Source organism: Sphingopyxis sp. GW821-FHT12C06, assembly GCF_058807415.1.
Window position 1 is genome coordinate 256,199 of record NZ_JBXAQR010000002.1, and the last position, 19,735, is coordinate 275,933.

The following is a 19,735-nucleotide window of genomic DNA, read 5'->3' on the forward strand; positions in this document are numbered from 1 at the left end:
CGGCGACATGTTCGAAGGTTATCCGGTCGATACGGCCGATACTGCGGGCGATCAGGCCGTCACCAATTACACGATCAACTTCGGCCCGCAGCATCCGGCGGCACACGGCGTGCTGCGTCTGGTGCTCGAACTCGATGGCGAGATCATCGAGCGCGTCGATCCGCACGTCGGGCTGCTCCACCGCGGCACCGAAAAGCTGATCGAGTATAAGACCTATTTGCAGGCTCTGCCCTATTTCGACCGGCTCGATTATTGCTCGCCGCTCGCGATGGAGCATAGCTATGTCCTCGCGATCGAGAAGCTGCTCAACCTCGAAGTTCCGGCGCGCGGCCAATATCTGCGCGTGCTGTTCGCCGAGCTGACGCGCATCTGCAACCACATGCTCAACATCGGGTCGCACGTCATGGACGTCGGCGCGATGACCCCGAACCTGTGGGTGTTCGAACTGCGCGAGGATTGCCTCAACTTCTTCGAACGCGCCTCGGGCGCGCGGATGCACAGCGCTTATTTCCGTCCCGGCGGCGTCCATCAGGATGTGCCCGAACGGCTGCTCTACGACATCGGCGAATGGGTCGAAAAGCGCCTGCCGAAGCTGTTCGGCGACGCGATGAGCCTGGTCATCGACAACCGCATCTTCAAACAGCGCAACGTCGATATCGCGACGGTGAGCAAGGAAGATGCGCTGGCCTGGGGCTTCTCCGGCCCGCTGATCCGCGGCAGCGGGATCGCATGGGATTTGCGCAAGTCGCAGCCCTATGACGCCTATGCCAGGATGGAATTCGACATTCCCGTCGGCACCCGCGGCGATTGCTATGATCGCTTCATGGTCCGCGTCGAGGAAGTTTATCAGTCGGCGAAGATCATCAAGCAGTGCCTGCGCGACATGCCCACCGGCCCCGTCGCCAGCCTCGACCGCAAGGTCGTGCCGCCAAAGCGCGGCGAGATGAAGCAGTCGATGGAATCGCTGATCCATCACTTTAAACTCTATACCGAGGGTTTCCACGTTCCCGCGGGCGAAGTCTATGTCGCGACCGAAAGTCCCAAGGGCGAATTCGGCGTCTATCTGGTCAGCGACGGCACCAACAAGCCGTATCGCTGCAAGATCCGCCCGACGGCATTCTCGCATCTGCAAGCGATGGAAATGATGTCGAAGGGCCATATGCTCGCCGATACCACCGCGATCATCGGCGCCATTGATGTGGTGTTCGGGGAGTGCGATCGGTGATGCGCCGGTTCAAGTCTCAAAATTCGGCACGCATGCTTGGCGCCATGGGCGTTTTTGCGGCAGGGCGGCTTTTGGCTTTGGTAGAGCCACTCGCCGGAGAATTTGTTAGCGCTATTGGAGCTGCTGCGGCTGTCTGGTTCGCCGCTCTAGCGATGCGCGATTTTCGGAAATTGAGTAATGGCTGACGCACCCCAAATCCCCGACGAAACCGAAGTCCGCGCGCGCTGGGGCGCTTTTGCATGGACGGCGGAAAATGCCGAAAAGGCAAAGGCGATCATCGCGCGCTATCCCGCAGGGCGTCAGCGCTCGGCGGTGATGCCGCTGCTCGACCTCGCGCAGCGCCAGGTCGGTGCCGAAACGCAGACACAGGGTTGGTTGCCTGTGCCGGTGATCGAATATGTCGCGGCGCAGCTCGATATGCCGTACATGCGCGCCTATGAGGTCGTGACCTTCTATACGATGTACAACCTCGTGCCGGTCGGCCGTTATCATGTGCAGGTGTGCGGCACGACGCCGTGCCTGCTGCGCGGGTCGGACGATGTCATGGCGGCGTGCAAGAACCGCGGCATGACCAAGGGCAAGACGACGCCCGACGGGCTGTTCACGCTGACCGAGGTCGAGTGCATGGGCACCTGCACCAACGCGCCGATGGTCCAGATCAACGACGATAATTTCGAAGATCTTGATTATGACAGCATGACGCGCATCCTCGAAGCGCTGGCGGCGGGCGAACAGCCCAAGACCGGCACGCAGAATCCGAAGCGCCTGACGAGCGATCCCGAAGGCGGCCCGACGTCGCTCAAGGATATGGTGTCGGCCAACCACGACTATCGGAAGGAGTGGTAAGCGATGCTCGCCGATAAGGACCGCATCTTCACCAACCTCTATGGCTATCAGCCGTGGAATCTGAAATCTGCGCAGGCGCGTGGTGACTGGGACAATACCAAGGCGCTGATCCAGCGCGGCCAGGACGCGATCATCGAAGAGATCAAGGCGTCGGGTCTGCGCGGCCGCGGCGGCGCGGGCTTTCCCACCGGCCTGAAATGGTCGTTCATGCCGAAGGAGCCGCGCGCCGATCGCCCGAGCTTCCTCGTCATCAACGCCGACGAATCCGAACCCGGTTCGTGCAAGGACCGCGAGATCATCCGACACGATCCGCACAAGCTGATCGAAGGCGCGCTGATCGCGGGTTTTGCGATGCGCGCGCGTGCGGCGTACATCTATATTCGCGGCGAGTTCATCCGCGAGGCCGAGACGCTCTTCGCCGCGGTGCAGGAGGCGTATGACGCCGGCCTGCTCGGCAAGAATGCCGCGAAATCGGGCTATGATTTCGACGTCTTCGTCCACCGCGGCGCCGGCGCCTATATCTGCGGCGAAGAAACCGCGATGATCGAAAGCCTCGAAGGCAAAAAAGGCCAGCCGCGCCTGAAGCCTCCGTTCCCGGCGGGCGCAGGCCTTTATGGCTGCCCGACGACGGTGAACAATGTCGAGAGCATCGCGGTCGTTCCGACGATCCTGCGGCGCGGCGCGACCTGGTTCTCCGGTTTCGGGCGGGAAAATAACAAGGGCACCAAACTCTTCCAAATCAGCGGCCATGTGAACACGCCGTGCGTCGTCGAGGAAGAGATGAGCATCACCTTCCGCGAACTGATCGACAAGCATTGCGGCGGCATTCGTGGCGGCTGGGATAATTTGCTCGCGGTGATCCCCGGCGGTTCATCGGTTCCGCTGGTTCCGGCAGCCGAAATCATGGATTGTCCGATGGATTTCGACGGCCTCAAAGCCGTTGGATCAGGTCTCGGCACTGCCGCCGCGATCGTCATGGATAAATCCACCGACGTTGTTCAGGCGATCAGCCGGATCAGCTATTTCTACAAGCATGAAAGCTGCGGTCAGTGCACCCCGTGCCGCGAAGGCACAGGCTGGATGTGGCGCGTGATGGAACGGCTGCGCACCGGCGACGCCGACATCAGCGAAATCGACACGTTGTTTGACGTCACCAAGCAGGTCGAAGGCCACACCATCTGCGCGCTCGGCGACGCGGCGGCGTGGCCGATCCAGGGTCTGATCAAGCATTTCCGTCCCGAGATCGAACGCCGCATTCGCGAGAATGGCGGCGCTCTGGAGGCAGCCGAATAATGCCTAAAGTTACCGTAGATGGCGTAGAACTCGAAGTTCCGCAGGGCGCAACCGTTCTGCAGGCGTGCGAGCTGGCGGGGAAAGAAATTCCGCGTTTTTGCTATCATGAGCGCCTGAGCATCGCCGGCAATTGCCGTATGTGCCTCGTCGAAGTGTCGCCGGGACCGCCGAAGCCGCAGGCTTCGTGCGCGCTGCCGACCGCCGAGGGGCAGGTGATCAAGACCGACAGCCCGATGGTGAAGAAGGCCCGCGAAGGGGTGATGGAGTTTCTGCTCATCAATCACCCGCTCGACTGCCCGATCTGCGATCAGGGCGGCGAATGCGATTTGCAGGACCAGTCGGTCGCCTATGGTCGCGGCGCGACGCGCTATGACGAGAATAAGCGCGCCGTCACCGAGAAATATATGGGCCCCATCGTCAAGACGGTGATGACCCGCTGCATCCAGTGCACGCGCTGTGTCCGCTTTGCGGAGGAAGTTGCGGGCGTCGAAGACATCGGCGCGATCGGTCGCGGCGAGAATATGCAGATCACGTCCTACCTCGAGCGCGCGGTTGCGAGCGAGTTGTCGGGCAATGTCATCGATCTGTGCCCCGTCGGCGCGCTGACGTCGAAGCCCTATGCTTTCGAAGCGCGGCCGTGGGAACTCACCAAGACGCTCGGCATCGACATGATGGATGCCGTCGGCACCAACGTCCGCATCGATGCGCGCGGCCGTCAGGTCCTGCGCGTGCTGCCGCGGGTCAACGACGACGTGAACGAGGAATGGGCGAGCGACAAGACGCGCCACCATGTCGACGGCCTGATCCGCCGCCGCCTCGACCAGCCCTATGTCCGCAAGGACGGCGCGCTCCAGCCCGCAACATGGGCCGAAGCGTTCGAAGCGATCAAGGCTGCGAACGCCGGAGCTTCGGTCGCCGCGATCGCGGGCGACATGGCCGATTGCGAAACGATGTTCGCCGCCAAGGCGCTGGTCAACGCGCTCGGCGGCAACCTGCTCGAAGGTCGTCAAACCGGGCTCGACTATGACGTCACCAGCCTGGCGGCGGTCAATTTCAACACGACGATCGCCGAGGCGGAAAATGCCGATGTGATCCTGCTCGTCGGCACGAATCTGCGCTGGGAAGCACCGCTCATCAACACGCGCGTCCGCAAGGCGGCGTGGAAGAAGGGCGCAAAAGTGTTCGGCATCGGTGCTGAAACCGACCTGACCTATAAGGTCGAATGGCTGGGCAACGACGCTTCGCTGGTCGCCAAGCTGCCCAAGGCCGCGCTCGATGCGCTCAAGAGCGCCGAGCGGCCGATGCTGATCTTCGGCGGCGGCGCGCTGTCGGTGCCCGGCGTTCATGGCGCAGCGCTCGACCTCGCGAAGTCGGTCGGCGCGATCAAGGACGGCTGGAACGGTTTTAACGTCGTGCATTTCTCGGCCGCGCGCATGGGTTCGCTGATGCTCGGTTACGGGCTGCCCGGCGGGATCAAGGATGTGGTTGCGGCCAAGCCGAAGCTCGCCTTCTTCCTTGGCGCCGACGAAGTCGACTTCACGAACTTCGCCGACACGCTGAAAGTCTATGTCGGCCATCATGGCGACAAAGGCGCGCATGCCGCCGATGTCATCCTGCCGGCAGCGGCATGGACCGAAAAGGACTTCACGACGGTCAACACCGAAGGCCGCGTCCAGCGCAGCGACAAGGCGGTGTTCGCACCGGGTGACGCACGCGAGGATTGGAGCATTTTCCGGGCGCTCGCCGATACGCTGGGCGTGGCGGTCGGCTTCGACAGCTTCGACGCGTGCCGCGCGGCGATGGTTGCCGCGGTGCCGGCGCTCGGCGTCGAAGGGCTCGCCGATTATGGCTGGGCGCCGCCGAAGCTTCCCGCCAAACCCGAGGCGCGCGAAATTCCGTCGCCGATCAAGGATTTCTACCTCACCAACGCCATCTGCCGCGCGTCGCCGACGATGAACCGCTGCTCGGAGGAAATCCTCCATGGCGCCGACTATGCGGAGGCCGCAGAATGACCCCGGTACATGCCATCGCCACCATCCTGCTTTCGGGCATGGGCTATGCCGTCTGGCGCGGGTTTAACCCGCGCAAATCGGAGAAGCCCGGCCCGCATAATGGCTGGCGGAACCAGGACGGGGCAGGGAAATGACCGAATTTTTCCAAAGCCTTGGCATGCCCTATGAATGGGCGTGGGGCGTTGCGACCGTTGCGGGCATCTTGCTGATCGCGCTGCCGCTGATGCTCAGCGTGGCGATGATCATCTATGCCGACCGCAAGATCTGGGCGGCGATCGCGCTGCGCCGTGGTCCGAACGTCGTCGGTCCCTTCGGCCTGCTGCAGAGCTTCGCCGACGGCCTGAAAGTCTTCCTTCAGGAAACGATCATTCCGAGCGGCGCCAACAGGGGCCTGTTCCTGATCGCGCCGATCATCACCTTCACCGTGGCATTGCTCGCATGGGCGGTGATCCCGTTCAATTCGGGCGCGGTGCTCGCCGATATCAACGTCGGGCTGCTCTACATCCTCGCGATTTCGTCGCTGGGCGTGTACGGCGTGATCCTGTCGGGCTGGGCGTCGAACTCCAAGTACCCCTTCTTCTCGGCGATGCGCGCTTCGGCGCAGATGATCAGCTACGAAGTCTCGATCGGGTTCATTCTCGTCGGTGTCGTGCTCTTCGCCGACAGCTTCAACATGAACGAGATTGTCAAGGCGCAGCAGGGCCACGGGCTCGGCATCGTCAACGCCTTCGGCTTCAACCTGCTGCTCTTCCCGCTCGCGGTGATGTTCCTGATCTCGTCGCTCGCCGAAACCGCGCGCGCGCCGTTCGATCTGACCGAAGCGGAAAGCGAACTCGTCGCGGGCTATCAGACCGAATATTCGTCGATGGCCTTCGCGCTCTTCTGGCTCGGCGAATATGCCAACGTCCTGCTGATGTGCACGCTCAACGCGGTGCTCTTCTGGGGCGGCTGGCTGCCCCCGATCGACTGGGCGCCGCTCTATGCGGTTCCGGGCGTCGTCTGGCTGTTCGCAAAGATCCTGTTCTTCTTCTTCGTCTTCAGCTGGGTCAAGGCAACCGTCCCGCGCTATCGCTATGACCAGCTGATGCGGCTGGGCTGGAAGGTTTTCCTGCCGATTTCGCTTTTCTGGATCTTCCTGATCTCCGGCTATCTGATGCTGACGAGGTACGGGTGAGTACGCTGGCTGTTCTTGCAGCGGCTGTTGCCGCTAACGGGGGCCCGCCCGTAGCGAACCTGCTGCTGGCGCGTCCGTTGGAGTCCTTCACTTGTCGTCTGCACGACATGGAAGGCCAAGTTTATCCCTTTGCCTTTCGGGTAACAGGTGGGCGGGGGATATTGTCTCGGGACGGATTGCAGGGCTGGACACCGCGCCGGATTGAGGTCACCGAGGATCCGAAGAACCTCGCCGGGAACTATCCTGAACAATATCAGGATCGGGCGGGCATCGATCGGGGCGAAGGGCAGCAGAGCCTTGGCTGGATCGAAAACGGCGAATTCCGTCAAGGACTGCATATCGAAGCAAGGAAGATTGGAAACGGGGACGTTTCCGTGGCCGTTTATGGCGGTTTTTCTGACAAATTCTCCGCGATCGGCCTCTGCAAGCATAGCTCTGTCGATCAGAAGCCCATCGAAAAAGAATCGAACGACCAATGAGCACCATCGCCCATCTCGTCAAAAGCTTCACCTTGTGGGAGTTTGTGAAGGCACACGCCCTCACGCTGCAATATTTCTTCAAGCCGAAGGCGACGATCAACTATCCCTTCGAAAAGAACCCGCTGTCACCGCGTTTCCGCGGCGAGCATGCGCTGCGTCGCTATCCGAACGGCGAGGAACGCTGCATCGCGTGCAAGCTGTGCGAAGCGGTGTGCCCGGCGCAGGCGATCACGATCGAGGCCGAACCGCGCGATGACGGCTCGCGCCGCACGACGCGCTACGACATCGACATGACCAAGTGCATCTATTGCGGCTTTTGCCAGGAAGCATGCCCGGTCGATGCGGTGGTCGAGGGGCCGAATTTCGAATTCGCGACCGAAACGCGCGAAGAACTGCTTTATGACAAGGCTAAACTGCTCGCCAATGGCGACAAATGGGAACGCGCGATCGCGGCGAATCTTGCCGCCGACGCGCCCTACCGCTAGGGGGCGGCGCATATGATTCAGCTAGCTGCCTTTTATCTCTTCGCGACGCTTGTGATCGCGTCGGCCGCGATGGTTATCTTCGCGCGCAACCCGGTCCACAGCGTCATGTGGTTGATCCTCGCCTTCTTCAACGCGGCGGGGCTGATGCTCCTCGCGGGGGCCGAGTTCATCGCGATGCTTCTGATCATCGTCTATGTCGGCGCGGTCGCGGTGTTATTCCTGTTCGTCGTGATGATGCTCAACATCGATTTCGCCGAACTGCGCGCCGGTTTCGTCCGCTATCTGCCGCTGGGCGCGCTCGTCGCGATCATCTTGGTGGCGGAGCTGATCTTTGCGCTGGGCGCGTGGAGCGCGGGCGGGATCGACCTTGCGTCGCGTGCCGCTCCGGTGGTGACCGACAAGAGCAATATCGAGCAGGTCGGTGAGCTTCTTTATACGCGCTATATCTTCCTGTTCGAGGCGGCGGGTATCGTCCTTCTCGTCGCGATGATCGGCGCGATCGTGCTGACGCATCGCCAACGCGGCGGGGCGCGCACCCAGAATATCTCGGCGCAGAATCGCCGCCGCCCGCAGGATGCGACGCGGCTGGTCGATCCGGGCGTCGGGCAGGGGATGGAATTGTGATTTCGGTCGGCCATTATCTCGCCGTTTCGGCGGTGCTGTTCACGCTGGGCGTGCTGGGCATCTTCATCAACCGCAAGAATATCATCGTCATTCTGATGGCGATCGAACTCATCCTGCTGGCGGTGAACATCAACCTTGTCGCGTTCAGCGCCGCGCTCGGCGATCTTGTCGGGCAGGTCTTCTCGATGTTCGTGCTGACGGTGGCCGCTGGTGAAGCGGCGATCGGGCTCGCCATCATCGTCATTTACTTCCGCGGCCGCGGCACGATTGCCGTCGACGATGCCAACCGGATGAAGGGATAAGCCGGTGATTCAGGCGATCGTTTTCCTGCCGCTGCTCGCGGCACTTGTCGCAGGGCTTGGCCAACGTGCCATCGGCCCCTTTGCGTCGAAACTCATCACGACGGGCGCGCTGTTCACCAGCTGCGCCCTGAGCTGGCCAATTTTCCTGTCGTTCGTGACGGGCAGCGGCGAAGCGACGGTGACCCCGGTGCTCCATTGGGTGTCGTCGGGCGCGCTCCAGTTCAACTGGGAATTGCGCGTCGACACGCTGACCGCGGTGATGCTCGTCGTCATCACGACCGTCTCGGCGCTCGTCCATCTGTATAGCTGGGGCTATATGGAGGAAGACCCGGACCAGCCGCGTTTCTTCGCTTATCTCTCGCTCTTCACCTTCGCGATGCTGATGCTCGTGACCGCGAACAATCTGGTCCAGATGTTCTTCGGCTGGGAAGGCGTCGGCCTCGCATCCTATCTGCTCATCGGCTTCTGGTATAAAAAGCCCAGCGCCAATGCCGCCGCGATCAAGGCGTTCGTCGTCAACCGCGTCGGCGATCTGGGCTTCATGCTCGGCATCTTCGGCACGTTCCTCGTGTTCGGCACCGTCTCGATCCCCGAGATTCTGGCTGCCGCACCGGGCATGGCGGGTTCGACGATCAGCTTCCTTGGCATGCGTCTCGACACGATGACGATCCTCTGCCTGCTGCTGTTCATCGGCGCGATGGGCAAGTCGGCGCAGCTTGGCCTGCACACCTGGCTTCCCGACGCGATGGAAGGCCCGACCCCCGTGTCGGCGCTGATCCACGCCGCGACGATGGTTACTGCGGGCGTGTTCATGGTTTGCCGTCTGTCGCCGATGTTCGAAACCTCGGACGTCGCGCAGGGCGTCGTGATGTTCGTTGGTGCTGCAACCTGCCTCTTCGCCGCGACCGTCGCGACGACGCAGTGGGACATCAAGCGCGTTATCGCTTATTCGACCTGTTCGCAGCTAGGTTACATGTTCTTCGCTGCGGGCGCGGGTGCTTATGGCGCGGCAATGTTCCACCTGTTCACGCACGCTTTCTTCAAGGCATTGCTGTTCCTTGGTGCCGGTTCGGTCATCCATGCTATGCACCACGAACAGGACATGCGTTATTACGGCAATCTGCGGAAGCAGATCCCGATCACCTTCTGGGCGATGATGCTTGGTACGCTGGCGATCACCGGCGTCGGTATCGCCGGCGTTGCAGGCTTTGCGGGATTCTATTCGAAGGATGGCATCCTCGAGGCCGCTTTTGCAAGCGGCGGCGGCGGGGTAGCGGCTTTCTGGGTCGGCATTTTCGTCGCCTTCCTCACCAGCTTCTATTCGTGGCGCCTCGTATTCCTGACCTTCTATGGCAAAGCGCGCTGGGAACAGAGCGAGCATATCCAGCACGCGGTTCATGACGATCACGGCCACGGCCATGACGATCATGCCCATGCTGCGCACGGTGATCACCATCATCACGACGCGCACAGCGACGGCACGGCGGGCTATCACCCGCACGAAAGCCCGATCAGCATGCTGATCCCGTTGGTCCTGTTGTCGGTCGGCGCTGTGTTTGCAGGCATCGCCTTCCACCACCAGTTCATCTATCCCGAAGAGGGGATGGCGTTCTGGAAGGGCAGCATGCTGGCGTTCGACGAACATCTGATGCACGCCGCGCACGAAGTGCCTTTGTGGGTTAAATGGACGCCGTTCACGGTGATGGCGATCGGCCTTTTCCTCGCGTGGAACAGCTATATTCGCAACACCACGCTGCCGGCGCGTTTCGTCGCGCAATTCGGACTGCTCCACAAATTCCTGTTCAACAAATGGTATTTTGACGAGCTGTACAACATCATTTTCGTCAAGCCGGCGTTCGCGATCGGCCGCTTCTTCTGGAAGCGCGGCGATGAACAGACGATCGACCGCTTCGGCCCAGACGGCGCCGCGGCGCTCGTCCAGGGCGGAACGCGGCTCGCGGTGCGGCTGCAATCGGGTTATGTTTATGGATATGCGTTCGTGATGCTGCTGGGTCTTGTCGGGCTCGCCAGCTGGGCCATGGTGAATTTCCTGTGAGCGGCGGGGTGGGAATCCTTTCGCTGATGCTGGCGGTCCCCGCGGCCGCCGCCATCGCCTGCCTGTTCGTCGGCGACAAGTCGGCGCGCTGGGTCGCACTCGGCGCGACATTGATCGACCTTGCACTGGGCATTGCCCTGTGGGCGCAGTTCGACATCGGAGGCGCACAGTGGCAGTTTGTCGAGCGTATCGACCTGTTCGGCCGCTTCCAGTGGGCGCTCGGCATCGACGGCATGGCGCTCATGCTGATCATGCTCAGCGTCTTTCTGATGCCGCTGTGCATCCTCGCCAGCTGGGAATCGATCAAGAAGCGCGTCGGCCTCTACATGGCGATGTTCCTGATCGTGGAAGTCGTCATGATCGGCGTCTTCATGGCGCAGGATTTGCTGCTCTTTTACATCTTCTTCGAAGCCGGCCTGATCCCGATGTATTTCATCATCGGCATCTGGGGCGGTGCGAACCGCAAATATGCGGCGTTCAAATTCTTCCTCTACACGCTGCTCGGATCGGTTCTGATGCTGATCGCGATCATTGCGATGATCGCAGAAGCAGGCACGACCGATATTCCGACGCTGCTGAACTATGATTTCCCGGTTCAGATGCAGACGTGGCTGTGGCTTGCCTTCTTCGCCAGCCTTGCGGTCAAGATGCCGATGTGGCCCGTCCACACCTGGCTTCCCGACGCGCACGTGCAGGCGCCGACTGCAGGCTCGATGATCCTCGCGGGCGTGTTGCTCAAGCTTGGCGCATACGGCTTCATCCGCTTCATGATGCCGATGTTCCCCGACGCGTCGGCGCAGTTGATGTGGGTTGTCTTTGGCCTTTCGATGATCGCGGTGGTCTATACGAGCCTCGTCGCGCTGGTGCAGAGCGACATGAAGAAGCTGATCGCTTACTCGTCGGTCGCCCACATGGCGATCGTCACCGCTGGCCTGTTCGCCTTCAACCAGCAGGGCATCGAAGGCGCGCTGATCATCATGCTCAGCCATGGTGTCGTCTCGGCTGCGCTCTTCTTCTGCGTCGGCGTCATCTATGACCGGCTCCACACGCGCGAGATTGACCGTTACGGCGGACTTGCGGTGAACATGCCTGCCTATGCGCTGTTTTTCATGCTGTTCACCATGGCGTCGATCGGCTTGCCAGGCACCAGCGGTTTCGTTGGCGAATTCCTGAGCCTCGCGGGCATTTACGAAGCCTCGAGCTGGGTTGCCTTCGTCTGCACCACCGGGATCATCCTGGGGGCCGCCTATATGCTCTATCTCTACCGCCGGATCATATTCGGCGAACTGACCAAGGACGATGTGAAGGCGATGCCCGATCTCAACCCCCGCGAATGGGCGATCCTGGCGCCGCTGGCCGCCGTGGCGCTGTGGATGGGTGTCTATCCCGAAAGCTTCCTCGCGCCGATGCGCGGTGATGTGACCACGGTCGTCGCGCGCCTCGCGCCTGCGAAGCCTGCGGGTGACGCGCATCTGGCCGCTGGCAAACCCAAGGCTGCGGAAGCCCCTCACGGCGAAGCGCATCATGCGGGAGGCGTCCAATGACCGCCGATCTCATGCTCATCTGGCCAGAACTGATCCTGACGATCGGCGGGCTTGTCACGCTGATGCTTGGCACCTTCATGGGTGACCGTCAGGTCGGTATCTATCAGCTCAGCGCCTTGCTGACGCTGGCCGCCGCTGCGGCTGCCGTCGTCGCGCTGTTCGGGGTCGAAACCTCGGTCTTTTCGGGCACGCTGTCGGTCGACAACTTCGGCGGTTTCACCAAGTTGCTCATCTATGCTGCGAGCTTCGTGTCAATCCTGATCGCCCCGCGCTTCTTTGCCAGCGGGATGCGCGCCGAATATCCGGCGCTGATCCTGTTCGCGACGCTGGGCATGGGCATCATGGCGTCCTCGCGCGACCTGATGACGCTTTATGTCGGGCTCGAGCTCAACAGCCTTGCCGCCTATGTCCTCGCCAGCTTCATGCGCAACGACGAGCGGTCGAGCGAAGCGGGCCTTAAGTATTTCATCCTCGGCGCGCTCGCATCGGGCATGCTGCTTTACGGCATTTCGCTGCTCTACGGCTTTTCGGGCACAACCGCTTTTGCCGGTATCGCAAAAGCGATGGGTGGCGAGCTCAACATCGGGCTGATCTTTGGCATCGTCTTCGTGCTTGCGGGCCTCGGCTTCAAGGTCAGCGCCGTGCCGTTCCATATGTGGACGCCCGACGTTTATGAAGGAGCGCCGACCCCGGTGACAACCTTCTTCGCCAGCGCGCCCAAGGTTGCTGCCATGGCGCTGATGACCCGCGTCGTGATCGAGGCGATGGGCCCTGCGATCGGCGCGTGGCAACAGATCGTCATCTTCCTTGCGCTCGCATCGATCATTCTCGGCGCGGTCGGCGCGATCGGACAGAAGAATATCAAGCGCCTGCTTGCCTATTCGTCGATCAACAATGTCGGCTTCATCCTCATCGGCCTTGCTGCGGGAACGCAGGCGGGCGTGCAGGCGGTGCTGACCTATTTGCTCGTCTATGTCGTGACGACGATCGGTTCGTTCCTCGTCGTGCTGCAATTGCGCGATGCTCAGGGCAACCAGATCGAAAGCATACCGGCGCTTGCGGGGCTGTCCGAATATCGTCCCGGGCTTGCCGCGGCGATGGCGGTGTTCCTGCTCAGCCTCGCAGGCATCCCCCCGCTCTTCGGTTTCTGGCCGAAGTATCTGGTGTTCGAGGCAGCGGTGAATGCGAACCTCGTCCCGCTGGCGGTCGCAGGTATCGTCGCCTCGGTGATCGGTGCTTTCTATTATATCGCGATCATCAAAACGATGTACTTCGATGACCGGTCGGACGTCGAAGTCACCGGCGGCGGCAATGCCGTCGAGGGCGCCATCGTCGGCGCGAGCGCGATGTGGCTGTCGGTCATCGGCTATTTGTTCATCCCTGTGCTGGCGGTGATTTCGGCCAGCGCCGCGTCGGTGCTCTTCTGATCCCGCCGATAGAGCGGATCGCGCAGACAGGTTCGACCAACGCCGACCTGCTGGCGCGGCTGGCAGGCGGAGAGCATGTCGGGGAAGGGCATTGGCTGGTCGCCGACCGCCAGACCGCCGGGCGCGGCCGTCTAGGCCGCGCATGGGGCGACGGGCTCGGCAATTTCATGGGATCGACAGTGGTTCATCTGACCGCGGGCGATCCGTCGCCGGCGGGGCTATCGCTCGTCGCCGGTGTCGCGCTGGCGAAGGCGGTCGCCACATTGGCCCCCGACGTCGATGCAAAGCTCAAATGGCCGAACGATCTGCTGATCGAAGGCGTCAAATGCACCGGCATCCTGCTCGAGCGGGTCGGCGACAGCATCGTCATCGGCATGGGCGTCAATCTGGTGTCGTCACCCGAACTGCCCGATCGTCCGACTGTCTGCTTCGCCGACAAGGGCGTGACGATCGACCGCGACCGCTTTGCCGAAGTGCTGGCCATTGCGCTGACCGATGCGCTGTGGACGTGGCGGAACGCGGGAATTGATCGTATCGTCGCAACGTGGACCACGCAGGCACACCCGATCGGGACTCCGCTGCGCGTGTCCGAACAGGGTATCGACGGCACATTCGATGGCCTCGCGCCCGACGGGGCGCTGCGCTTGCGCCGCGCGGGCGGAGAGGTCATGTTGATCCATGCGGGTGATGTCGAATTGCAACGACCCGTGTCGGGAAGGAATTGACGATGCTTCTCGCGATCGATGTCGGAAACACCAACGCCAAATTCGCACTGTTCGAGGGCGCAGAGATGCTTGCCCGCTGGCGCATTGCAACCGACGACCGCCGCACCGCCGACGAATATGCGGTCTGGCTCGACCAGTTGCTGCGGATCGAGGGTTATGAGCGCGGCGATGTCGATGCGGTGATCATCTCGACCGTCGTGCCGCGCGCACTGCACAACCTCCAGCTGCTGTCGGTCAAATATTTTGGCGTCGACGCGCTTGTCGCCGGGCGCGCGCCAGTGACCTGGGGGATCGCGCTCAAGGTCGACGAGCCGCAGTCGGTCGGCGCTGACCGCGCGGTCAACGCGATCTCGGCGCAGGCTGCCGCGCCGGGAACCGACAAGCTTGTCATCAGTTTCGGCACCGCGACGACGCTCGACCATATCGGCCCCGACGGCGCCTATATGGGCGGGATCATCGCGCCCGGGGTCAATTTGTCACTCGAGGCGCTCGTTGCTGCCGCGGCCAAGCTGCCGCGCATCGCAATTGAAGCGCCTGCCACGAATAGCGTTATCGGTCGCACTACCGAGAGTCAGATGCTCATTGGCGTCTATTGGGGTTATGTATCGATGATGGAAGGGCTGATTGGCCGTTTGAAGGCCGAGATCGGCAAGCCGCTCACCGTCATTGCGACGGGTGGCCTGGCGACCCTGTTCCAGGAACAGGCGCATTTGTTCGACCGGATCGAACCCGATCTGACGCTGAACGGATTGATGCACCTCTACGCACAGCGGGGGGCCGCAGTATGACCGTTCCCGGCAAAGAACTTCTTTTCCTCGCGCTCGGCGGATCGGGCGAGATCGGGATGAACGCCAATCTTTATGGCTGCGACGGCAAATGGATCATGCTCGACCTCGGTGTGACCTTTGGCACCCATGATTATCCCGGCATCGACATCATCATGCCCGACCTCGAATTCATTGAGGATCGCAAGAAGGATCTGCTCGGTATCATCCTGACCCACGGGCATGAGGATCACATCGGGGCCTTGCCCTATCTTGCAGCCGACCTCGGAGTACCGCTTTACGCCAACCGCTTCACTGCGGGGCTGATCGCGCACAAGCTCGCCGAAGAAGGGCTGGAGAAAGAGGTCAAGATCCACACCGTCGACATCGACGCGCAGTTCCAGCTTGGTCCGTTCGGCATCCGCCTAATGCCGCTCGCCCACTCGATCCTCGAGATGAGCGCGGCGGTGATCGACACCCCTTATGGCCGCGTGTTCCACACGGGCGACTGGAAACTCGACGCCGATCCGGTGCTCGGCACCCCGTCGAGCGCTGCGGCGCTGACCGCGATCGGTGATGAGGGCGTCGACGTTCTCGTCTGCGATTCGACCAACGCGTTCAACGCCGAAGCGTCGGGCAGCGAGGGCGACCTCCACGACGGTCTGCTGAAAGCGGTGGGCGAGGCGCGCGGGCGCGTCATCGTCACCACCTTCGCCTCCAACGCCGCGCGACTGGCAACGCTGGGCCGGGTCGCGGTCGAAACCGGGCGTACGCTGTGCGTCGCGGGGCGTTCGCTCGACCGCATCCTCGGCGTCGCGCGCTCGGCTGGCTATTTGAAGGATTTCCCGCCGACGGTCGATTTCGACGACGCGATGCGGCTGCCGCGCGACAAGTTGATGGTTATCGCGACAGGCGGGCAGGGTGAAACCCGCGCGGCACTCGGTCGCATGGCGTCCGACGGGCACCAGATCAAGCTTCAGGCCGGCGACACGGTGATCTTCTCTTCGAAGCAGATCCCCGGCAACGAGGTCGCGATCGGACGGATCATGAACCAGCTCGCCGCCAAGGACGTGCTGACCGTGACCGAGAAACAGGCGCATATTCATGTCAGCGGCCATCCGGGCCAACCCGAACTGGCGGCGCTCTATGGCTGGCTGCGTCCGAAGCTGGTGCTGCCGGTGCATGGCGAGATCCGCCACATGCACGAACAGGCGCGCTTCGCGCTCGAACGGGGCGTACCCGGCATGCTGGTGCAGGAAAATGGCGATCTGTGCCGCCTGTCGCCCGGCCCGGTGAAGATCATCGAGCGCGTCCGCTCGGGTCGCCTGATCCTCGACGGCGACGTGATCATGCCGGCCGATGGCGAGACGATCAACGAACGCCGCAAGATCGCGCTGCACGGCCATATTGCGGTTGCCGCGATCTTCTCCAAGAAGCGCTTCGTCGAAAGCTCGGTCAGCTACCGCGGCGTTCCGGTCGAGGATGAGCGCGAAGCCTTCATCGACGAAATGCGCGAAGCGGTGCAGAAGGCCGCAACCGCGCCGGCGAAGGAGCGCGACCGGCTGCGCGAGGCAGTCCGGCTGGCGGTGCGCCGCGTCGCGACCGACTGGACGGGCAAGAAACCCATTGTCGACGTGATGCTCGTCGATATCTGAGGACAGACGCAATGAATGTGACTTCGGCGTTCGCCATCTATCTGCTCTTCTGGGCGCTCAGCGCGTTTCTCGTGCTGCCTTTTCACGGCCGCCGCGCGAGCGATGACAATCAGCCGATGGTGAGCGGACAGGATGCGGGCGCGCCCGCAATCTTTCGTCCGGGGCGCGTCCTGCTCCAGATCACGATCGTCGCGACAGGCCTTTTTGTGGTCTATTATATCGCCTTCACGAATGGCTGGGCCGATCCAGACGTGTTCAGCGGACGGACGTAAAGCTACTCCTCGTTGCGACCCCGGGGAAAGCCGGGTCGCAACGAGGGAGTTGACTATCCCCGCAGGCGGTCGATCGCCTGCGCCAGCGCGACATACAGCTTGCCGATATCCGACGACAGCAAGGTGACGCTGATCGCAGACCCGTCGCGCGCGCCGATCAGCACGCGCAGCATCGCTTCGAAATCATGAATGAACTGGTTGACCGCGGCGTGGAAACCCTCGTCGCCTTGGTACAGGCGCAGGACTTCCTTCGCCTCGCCATTTTCGATCAGCTTGACCGCACGCCGGGCAAAAATGCCGCGGTCGCCCTTCAGATAGGCATCCCAGGCGGCATCGCTGACTTCGCGCGACAGGATCTTGGTGACATCGATCGCGGTCGATTTCAGCGCTTCGGTCAGCAGGCCGACCTGTTTCGCCAGTGAATCGCGGTCGGACGCCGCGATCGCCTGTTCGGCCTCGGCGACGCGTGCCTCGACGCTCGCGCTCGTGTCCATCACCGTGATCAGCTGGCGCATCAGCCGGTCGGCGGCGGCATTCGCGGCGGCGACCGCACGCTGCGAGGCCTCCTCGATCGCGGTGAGCTGCGCCATGATTTCGGTCTTGAACGCGGCATCGACAGCTTCTCTTGCAGTTGCTTCCATCGTGTCGCGCGCGCCGGTGACGAGCCGGTCGAGCGTCTGGCGCGCCTCGTCGGCGGCCGCCTCTGCGGTCGAGCGAACCTCGTCCAGCGTCGCGATCATCCGGGCGCCACTCTGGTCGGAGAAGTCGTCAGCTCCGCTGCGCAGCTTTGCCAGTGCATCATCGGCGTTGGCCAGTGACGCGTTGATCCGTTCGACCAGTGCTTGCTGGCTGGTGGCCTGATCGCTCATCTGCGCTTCGTTCGTCTGAAGCGTCGCGTGTACCGCATTGACGTGCGACAGCGTCGATTGCGCGACCAGTTCGGATGCGTCGAGCAGCGGACGCAGTTGCGACAATGCGGTCTGCGTCGTCGTACCGTGCGCGGTGATGCGATCGAGCGCATGTGGCAGGGTTTCGTCGATCTCGCGGGTCACGGCATCAAGCGCAAGCAACAGCGATTCGGCATGAGTGATCAGCTGATGCGCCGATGCATTTCCGCTCTGGACCTCGCCCGTGAAGGCGGTGAGCTGCGTCCTGGTATCTTCGATCGCGCGGCCGATCACGCCGGTGCTTGCCGAAACGCTGACGTCGAGAACTTCGAGCTGCTGTTCGACCTGCTTGACATGCGCCGCGATGCGCGATGCCAGCGCCTCGCTGGCGTCGCCATGCGCCGCGAGCTGGGCGCTCATCGCATCGCCGGCTTCGCGCGCGGTGGCCAGACGGGCGTCCATTAACGTGGCGGCGTCGTCCACGCCTTCGCGGAACTGCTGCCAGGTCGTGCCCATCTGTCCGGTCAGCGTCGCGACCGTCGCGTTCATATCGTCGCGTGCCGAAGCGGCGAGCTTCGTCATCTGTGCCAGCGCCGCGCCATGCGCGCCGGTAACCTGTGCCGATGCGGTGAGCAGCCCGGTTTCGGCCAGCTTGGCTTGTTCCTCAAGGGCATACATGGCTTCGTGCAGGCTCGCCGCCGATGCTTCGCCGGTCTCTGCCGTCTTTGCGGCTTCCTCGGCGAGCGATGCCAGCTTGGCTTCGAGATTCGCGCCCTGCTGATGCGCAACGAGCCCGGCTTCGCGGAAATTGACCGCCAGCCGCTGCGCGACATCGTCAATGCGCGGCAATCCGGCGAGCAGGCCGTCCATCCGTTGCAACGCCACATCGCCCGATCGCGCGAGCTGGTCATGGGCATTGGCAATGACCGAGGCGTTGCCGGCAAGCTTGTCGCTGCTTTCGTTGAGCCGCGCGACGGTATCGAGCCCCATATTCTGGATGAGCCTTGCCTGTTCGCCAAGCTGGCGTTGGGCATCGACCAAGTGGAGACCCAGCGAATGCATCGACTGGTTGAGCGCCATATTCTCGTTGCGCAGGGCCTTTGCGACACGGGCGAACCGCGCCTGCTCGGAGCGACTCGAGCGCAACAAAGCCATCCACAGCACCGTGAGCAACGTCAGCGGCATCGCGATGACCGCGAGCAGCCCGGGCCATTCGGAAAATGCAGGACTCCGCGCGAAATTTCCGGTCGAGGCCGCCAGCGCAAAACCGGTCCAGCCTATACCGAGCATCAGCAGCAGCGCGGGTGCGGTGCGATCGCGCCATTGCGATGGCGCCGCTGTCTCTTCGGATGCGTCCGCGGCGTCGGTTTCGGCGAGGGCCGACATGTCGAGCCAGTCGCGATCGGCAGGTGCGGGGGCGTCGGGTGCCGACACGGATTCGGGCGCCGCGGCCTCCGCCGGCGCCTGCATGTCGGCTTCCTGGCTTGCCGCGGATTCCCGCCACAATCCGACGATTTTCTTTTCTCCGGTCATCGTGCCATTCTAGCATCAAATGCTTTGCGCGAAACGGAAACTTAACTGCACAATGTCAATCCTGTGGAATGTCGTTCGATAGCGGGCCCCTTGACCGGTATTTGGCCGCCGCGATCGGGGACGATCCGGCGATGGCGATGGATTTGCGTGCCGTATTTGCAGCGAGCGCACGCGATCTTGCCGACCTGATGCGCCGAGCCCGCTGCGACGCCAACTGGAACGTTGCTGCGCTGCGTCTGAAGGGGCTCGCTGCCACCTTTGGCATCATATCGCTGATCGAACTTGCCGAAGAGGCGATGGCGGGCGCACCGGGCGATCCCGCCGTGCTTCGCCAGATCAACGCGGCGATCGATGCCATCGCCTGAACCCGCCGATACGGGTTCAATTGCCGTTCAGCCGCTCGGTAACAGGGAAATATCAACAACCGCTGTC

19 protein-coding genes are annotated in these 19,735 nt (G+C 62.5%); 18 read left to right on the forward strand and 1 reads right to left on the reverse strand.

Features of this window, described 5'->3' with window-relative positions; genetic code table 11:
* Positions 1-7: 7 nt before the first annotated feature.
* The 17 genes from AC1RRJ_RS06610 (at position 8) to AC1RRJ_RS06690 (ending at position 16,883) form a co-directional block, all read left to right on the forward strand.
* Positions 8-1,225 (forward strand): NADH-quinone oxidoreductase subunit D, encoded by a 1,218-nt coding sequence (locus AC1RRJ_RS06610; RefSeq protein WP_493121789.1) that lies wholly within the window; start codon positions 8-10, stop codon positions 1,223-1,225.
* 177 nt (positions 1,226-1,402) lie between these two features.
* Positions 1,403-2,071, forward strand: coding sequence for a complex I 24 kDa subunit family protein (locus tag AC1RRJ_RS06615; protein WP_493120963.1), 669 nt, complete (start codon positions 1,403-1,405; stop codon positions 2,069-2,071).
* Positions 2,072-2,074: 3 nt separating this feature from the next.
* Positions 2,075-3,364, forward strand: a complete 1,290-nt coding sequence (gene nuoF, locus AC1RRJ_RS06620; protein ID WP_493120964.1) for an NADH-quinone oxidoreductase subunit NuoF — start codon at positions 2,075-2,077, stop codon at positions 3,362-3,364.
* Entirely contained in the window at positions 3,364-5,376 is a 2,013-nt protein-coding gene (gene nuoG, locus AC1RRJ_RS06625) for an NADH-quinone oxidoreductase subunit NuoG (protein WP_493120965.1), read from the forward strand. Before nuoF ends, nuoG begins: the two co-directional genes overlap by 1 nt.
* Positions 5,373-5,510: a hypothetical protein gene (locus tag AC1RRJ_RS06630; RefSeq protein WP_493120966.1), complete on the forward strand. Its 138-nt coding sequence runs from the start codon at positions 5,373-5,375 to the stop codon at positions 5,508-5,510. Before nuoG ends, AC1RRJ_RS06630 begins: the two co-directional genes overlap by 4 nt.
* Positions 5,507-6,550 (forward strand): NADH-quinone oxidoreductase subunit NuoH, encoded by a 1,044-nt coding sequence (nuoH, locus tag AC1RRJ_RS06635; protein ID WP_493120967.1) that lies wholly within the window; start codon positions 5,507-5,509, stop codon positions 6,548-6,550. Before AC1RRJ_RS06630 ends, nuoH begins: the two co-directional genes overlap by 4 nt.
* Entirely contained in the window at positions 6,547-7,029 is a 483-nt protein-coding gene (locus tag AC1RRJ_RS06640; RefSeq protein ID WP_493120968.1) for a hypothetical protein, read from the forward strand. Before nuoH ends, AC1RRJ_RS06640 begins: the two co-directional genes overlap by 4 nt.
* The gene (nuoI, locus tag AC1RRJ_RS06645) at positions 7,026-7,514 is read left to right on the forward strand and encodes an NADH-quinone oxidoreductase subunit NuoI (protein ID WP_493120969.1); all 489 of its coding nucleotides are present in this window, start codon (positions 7,026-7,028) and stop codon (positions 7,512-7,514) included. Before AC1RRJ_RS06640 ends, nuoI begins: the two co-directional genes overlap by 4 nt.
* Before the next feature lie 12 nt (positions 7,515-7,526).
* Positions 7,527-8,138: an NADH-quinone oxidoreductase subunit J gene (locus AC1RRJ_RS06650; RefSeq protein ID WP_088470722.1), complete on the forward strand. Its 612-nt coding sequence runs from the start codon at positions 7,527-7,529 to the stop codon at positions 8,136-8,138.
* Positions 8,135-8,440 (forward strand): NADH-quinone oxidoreductase subunit NuoK, encoded by a 306-nt coding sequence (gene nuoK, locus AC1RRJ_RS06655; protein WP_088470721.1) that lies wholly within the window; start codon positions 8,135-8,137, stop codon positions 8,438-8,440. The genes AC1RRJ_RS06650 and nuoK overlap by 4 nt, the downstream gene beginning before the upstream one ends.
* A 4-nt stretch (positions 8,441-8,444) precedes the next feature.
* Positions 8,445-10,496 (forward strand): NADH-quinone oxidoreductase subunit L, encoded by a 2,052-nt coding sequence (nuoL, locus tag AC1RRJ_RS06660; RefSeq protein WP_493120970.1) that lies wholly within the window; start codon positions 8,445-8,447, stop codon positions 10,494-10,496.
* Between the two features lie 26 nt (positions 10,497-10,522).
* Entirely contained in the window at positions 10,523-12,040 is a 1,518-nt protein-coding gene (locus tag AC1RRJ_RS06665; RefSeq protein ID WP_493120971.1) for an NADH-quinone oxidoreductase subunit M, read from the forward strand.
* Positions 12,037-13,467 carry an NADH-quinone oxidoreductase subunit NuoN gene (gene nuoN, locus AC1RRJ_RS06670; protein ID WP_493120972.1) on the forward strand — a complete coding sequence of 477 codons (1,431 nt, stop codon included), beginning with the start codon at positions 12,037-12,039 and terminating at the stop codon, positions 13,465-13,467. Before AC1RRJ_RS06665 ends, nuoN begins: the two co-directional genes overlap by 4 nt.
* The gene (locus AC1RRJ_RS06675; protein WP_493120973.1) at positions 13,389-14,192 is read left to right on the forward strand and encodes a biotin--[acetyl-CoA-carboxylase] ligase; all 804 of its coding nucleotides are present in this window, start codon (positions 13,389-13,391) and stop codon (positions 14,190-14,192) included. Before nuoN ends, AC1RRJ_RS06675 begins: the two co-directional genes overlap by 79 nt.
* A 2-nt stretch (positions 14,193-14,194) precedes the next feature.
* Positions 14,195-14,980 (forward strand): type III pantothenate kinase, encoded by a 786-nt coding sequence (locus tag AC1RRJ_RS06680; RefSeq protein ID WP_493120974.1) that lies wholly within the window; start codon positions 14,195-14,197, stop codon positions 14,978-14,980.
* Complete coding sequence (locus AC1RRJ_RS06685) at positions 14,977-16,611, forward strand: ribonuclease J (RefSeq protein ID WP_493120975.1); 1,635 nt, start codon at positions 14,977-14,979, stop codon at positions 16,609-16,611. Before AC1RRJ_RS06680 ends, AC1RRJ_RS06685 begins: the two co-directional genes overlap by 4 nt.
* Before the next feature lie 11 nt (positions 16,612-16,622).
* Positions 16,623-16,883: a DUF1467 family protein gene (locus AC1RRJ_RS06690; protein WP_493120976.1), complete on the forward strand. Its 261-nt coding sequence runs from the start codon at positions 16,623-16,625 to the stop codon at positions 16,881-16,883.
* A gap of 53 nt (positions 16,884-16,936) precedes the next feature.
* On the opposite strand, the gene AC1RRJ_RS06695 is transcribed toward AC1RRJ_RS06690, so the two are convergent.
* Positions 16,937-19,303 carry a coiled-coil domain-containing protein gene (locus AC1RRJ_RS06695; protein ID WP_493120977.1) on the reverse strand — a complete coding sequence of 789 codons (2,367 nt, stop codon included), beginning with the start codon at positions 19,301-19,303 and terminating at the stop codon, positions 16,937-16,939.
* Between the two features lie 68 nt (positions 19,304-19,371).
* On the opposite strand from AC1RRJ_RS06695, the gene AC1RRJ_RS06700 reads away from it, so the two are divergent.
* Positions 19,372-19,668: an Hpt domain-containing protein gene (locus tag AC1RRJ_RS06700; RefSeq protein ID WP_493120978.1), complete on the forward strand. Its 297-nt coding sequence runs from the start codon at positions 19,372-19,374 to the stop codon at positions 19,666-19,668.
* The last annotated feature ends 67 nt before the right edge of the window (positions 19,669-19,735 follow it).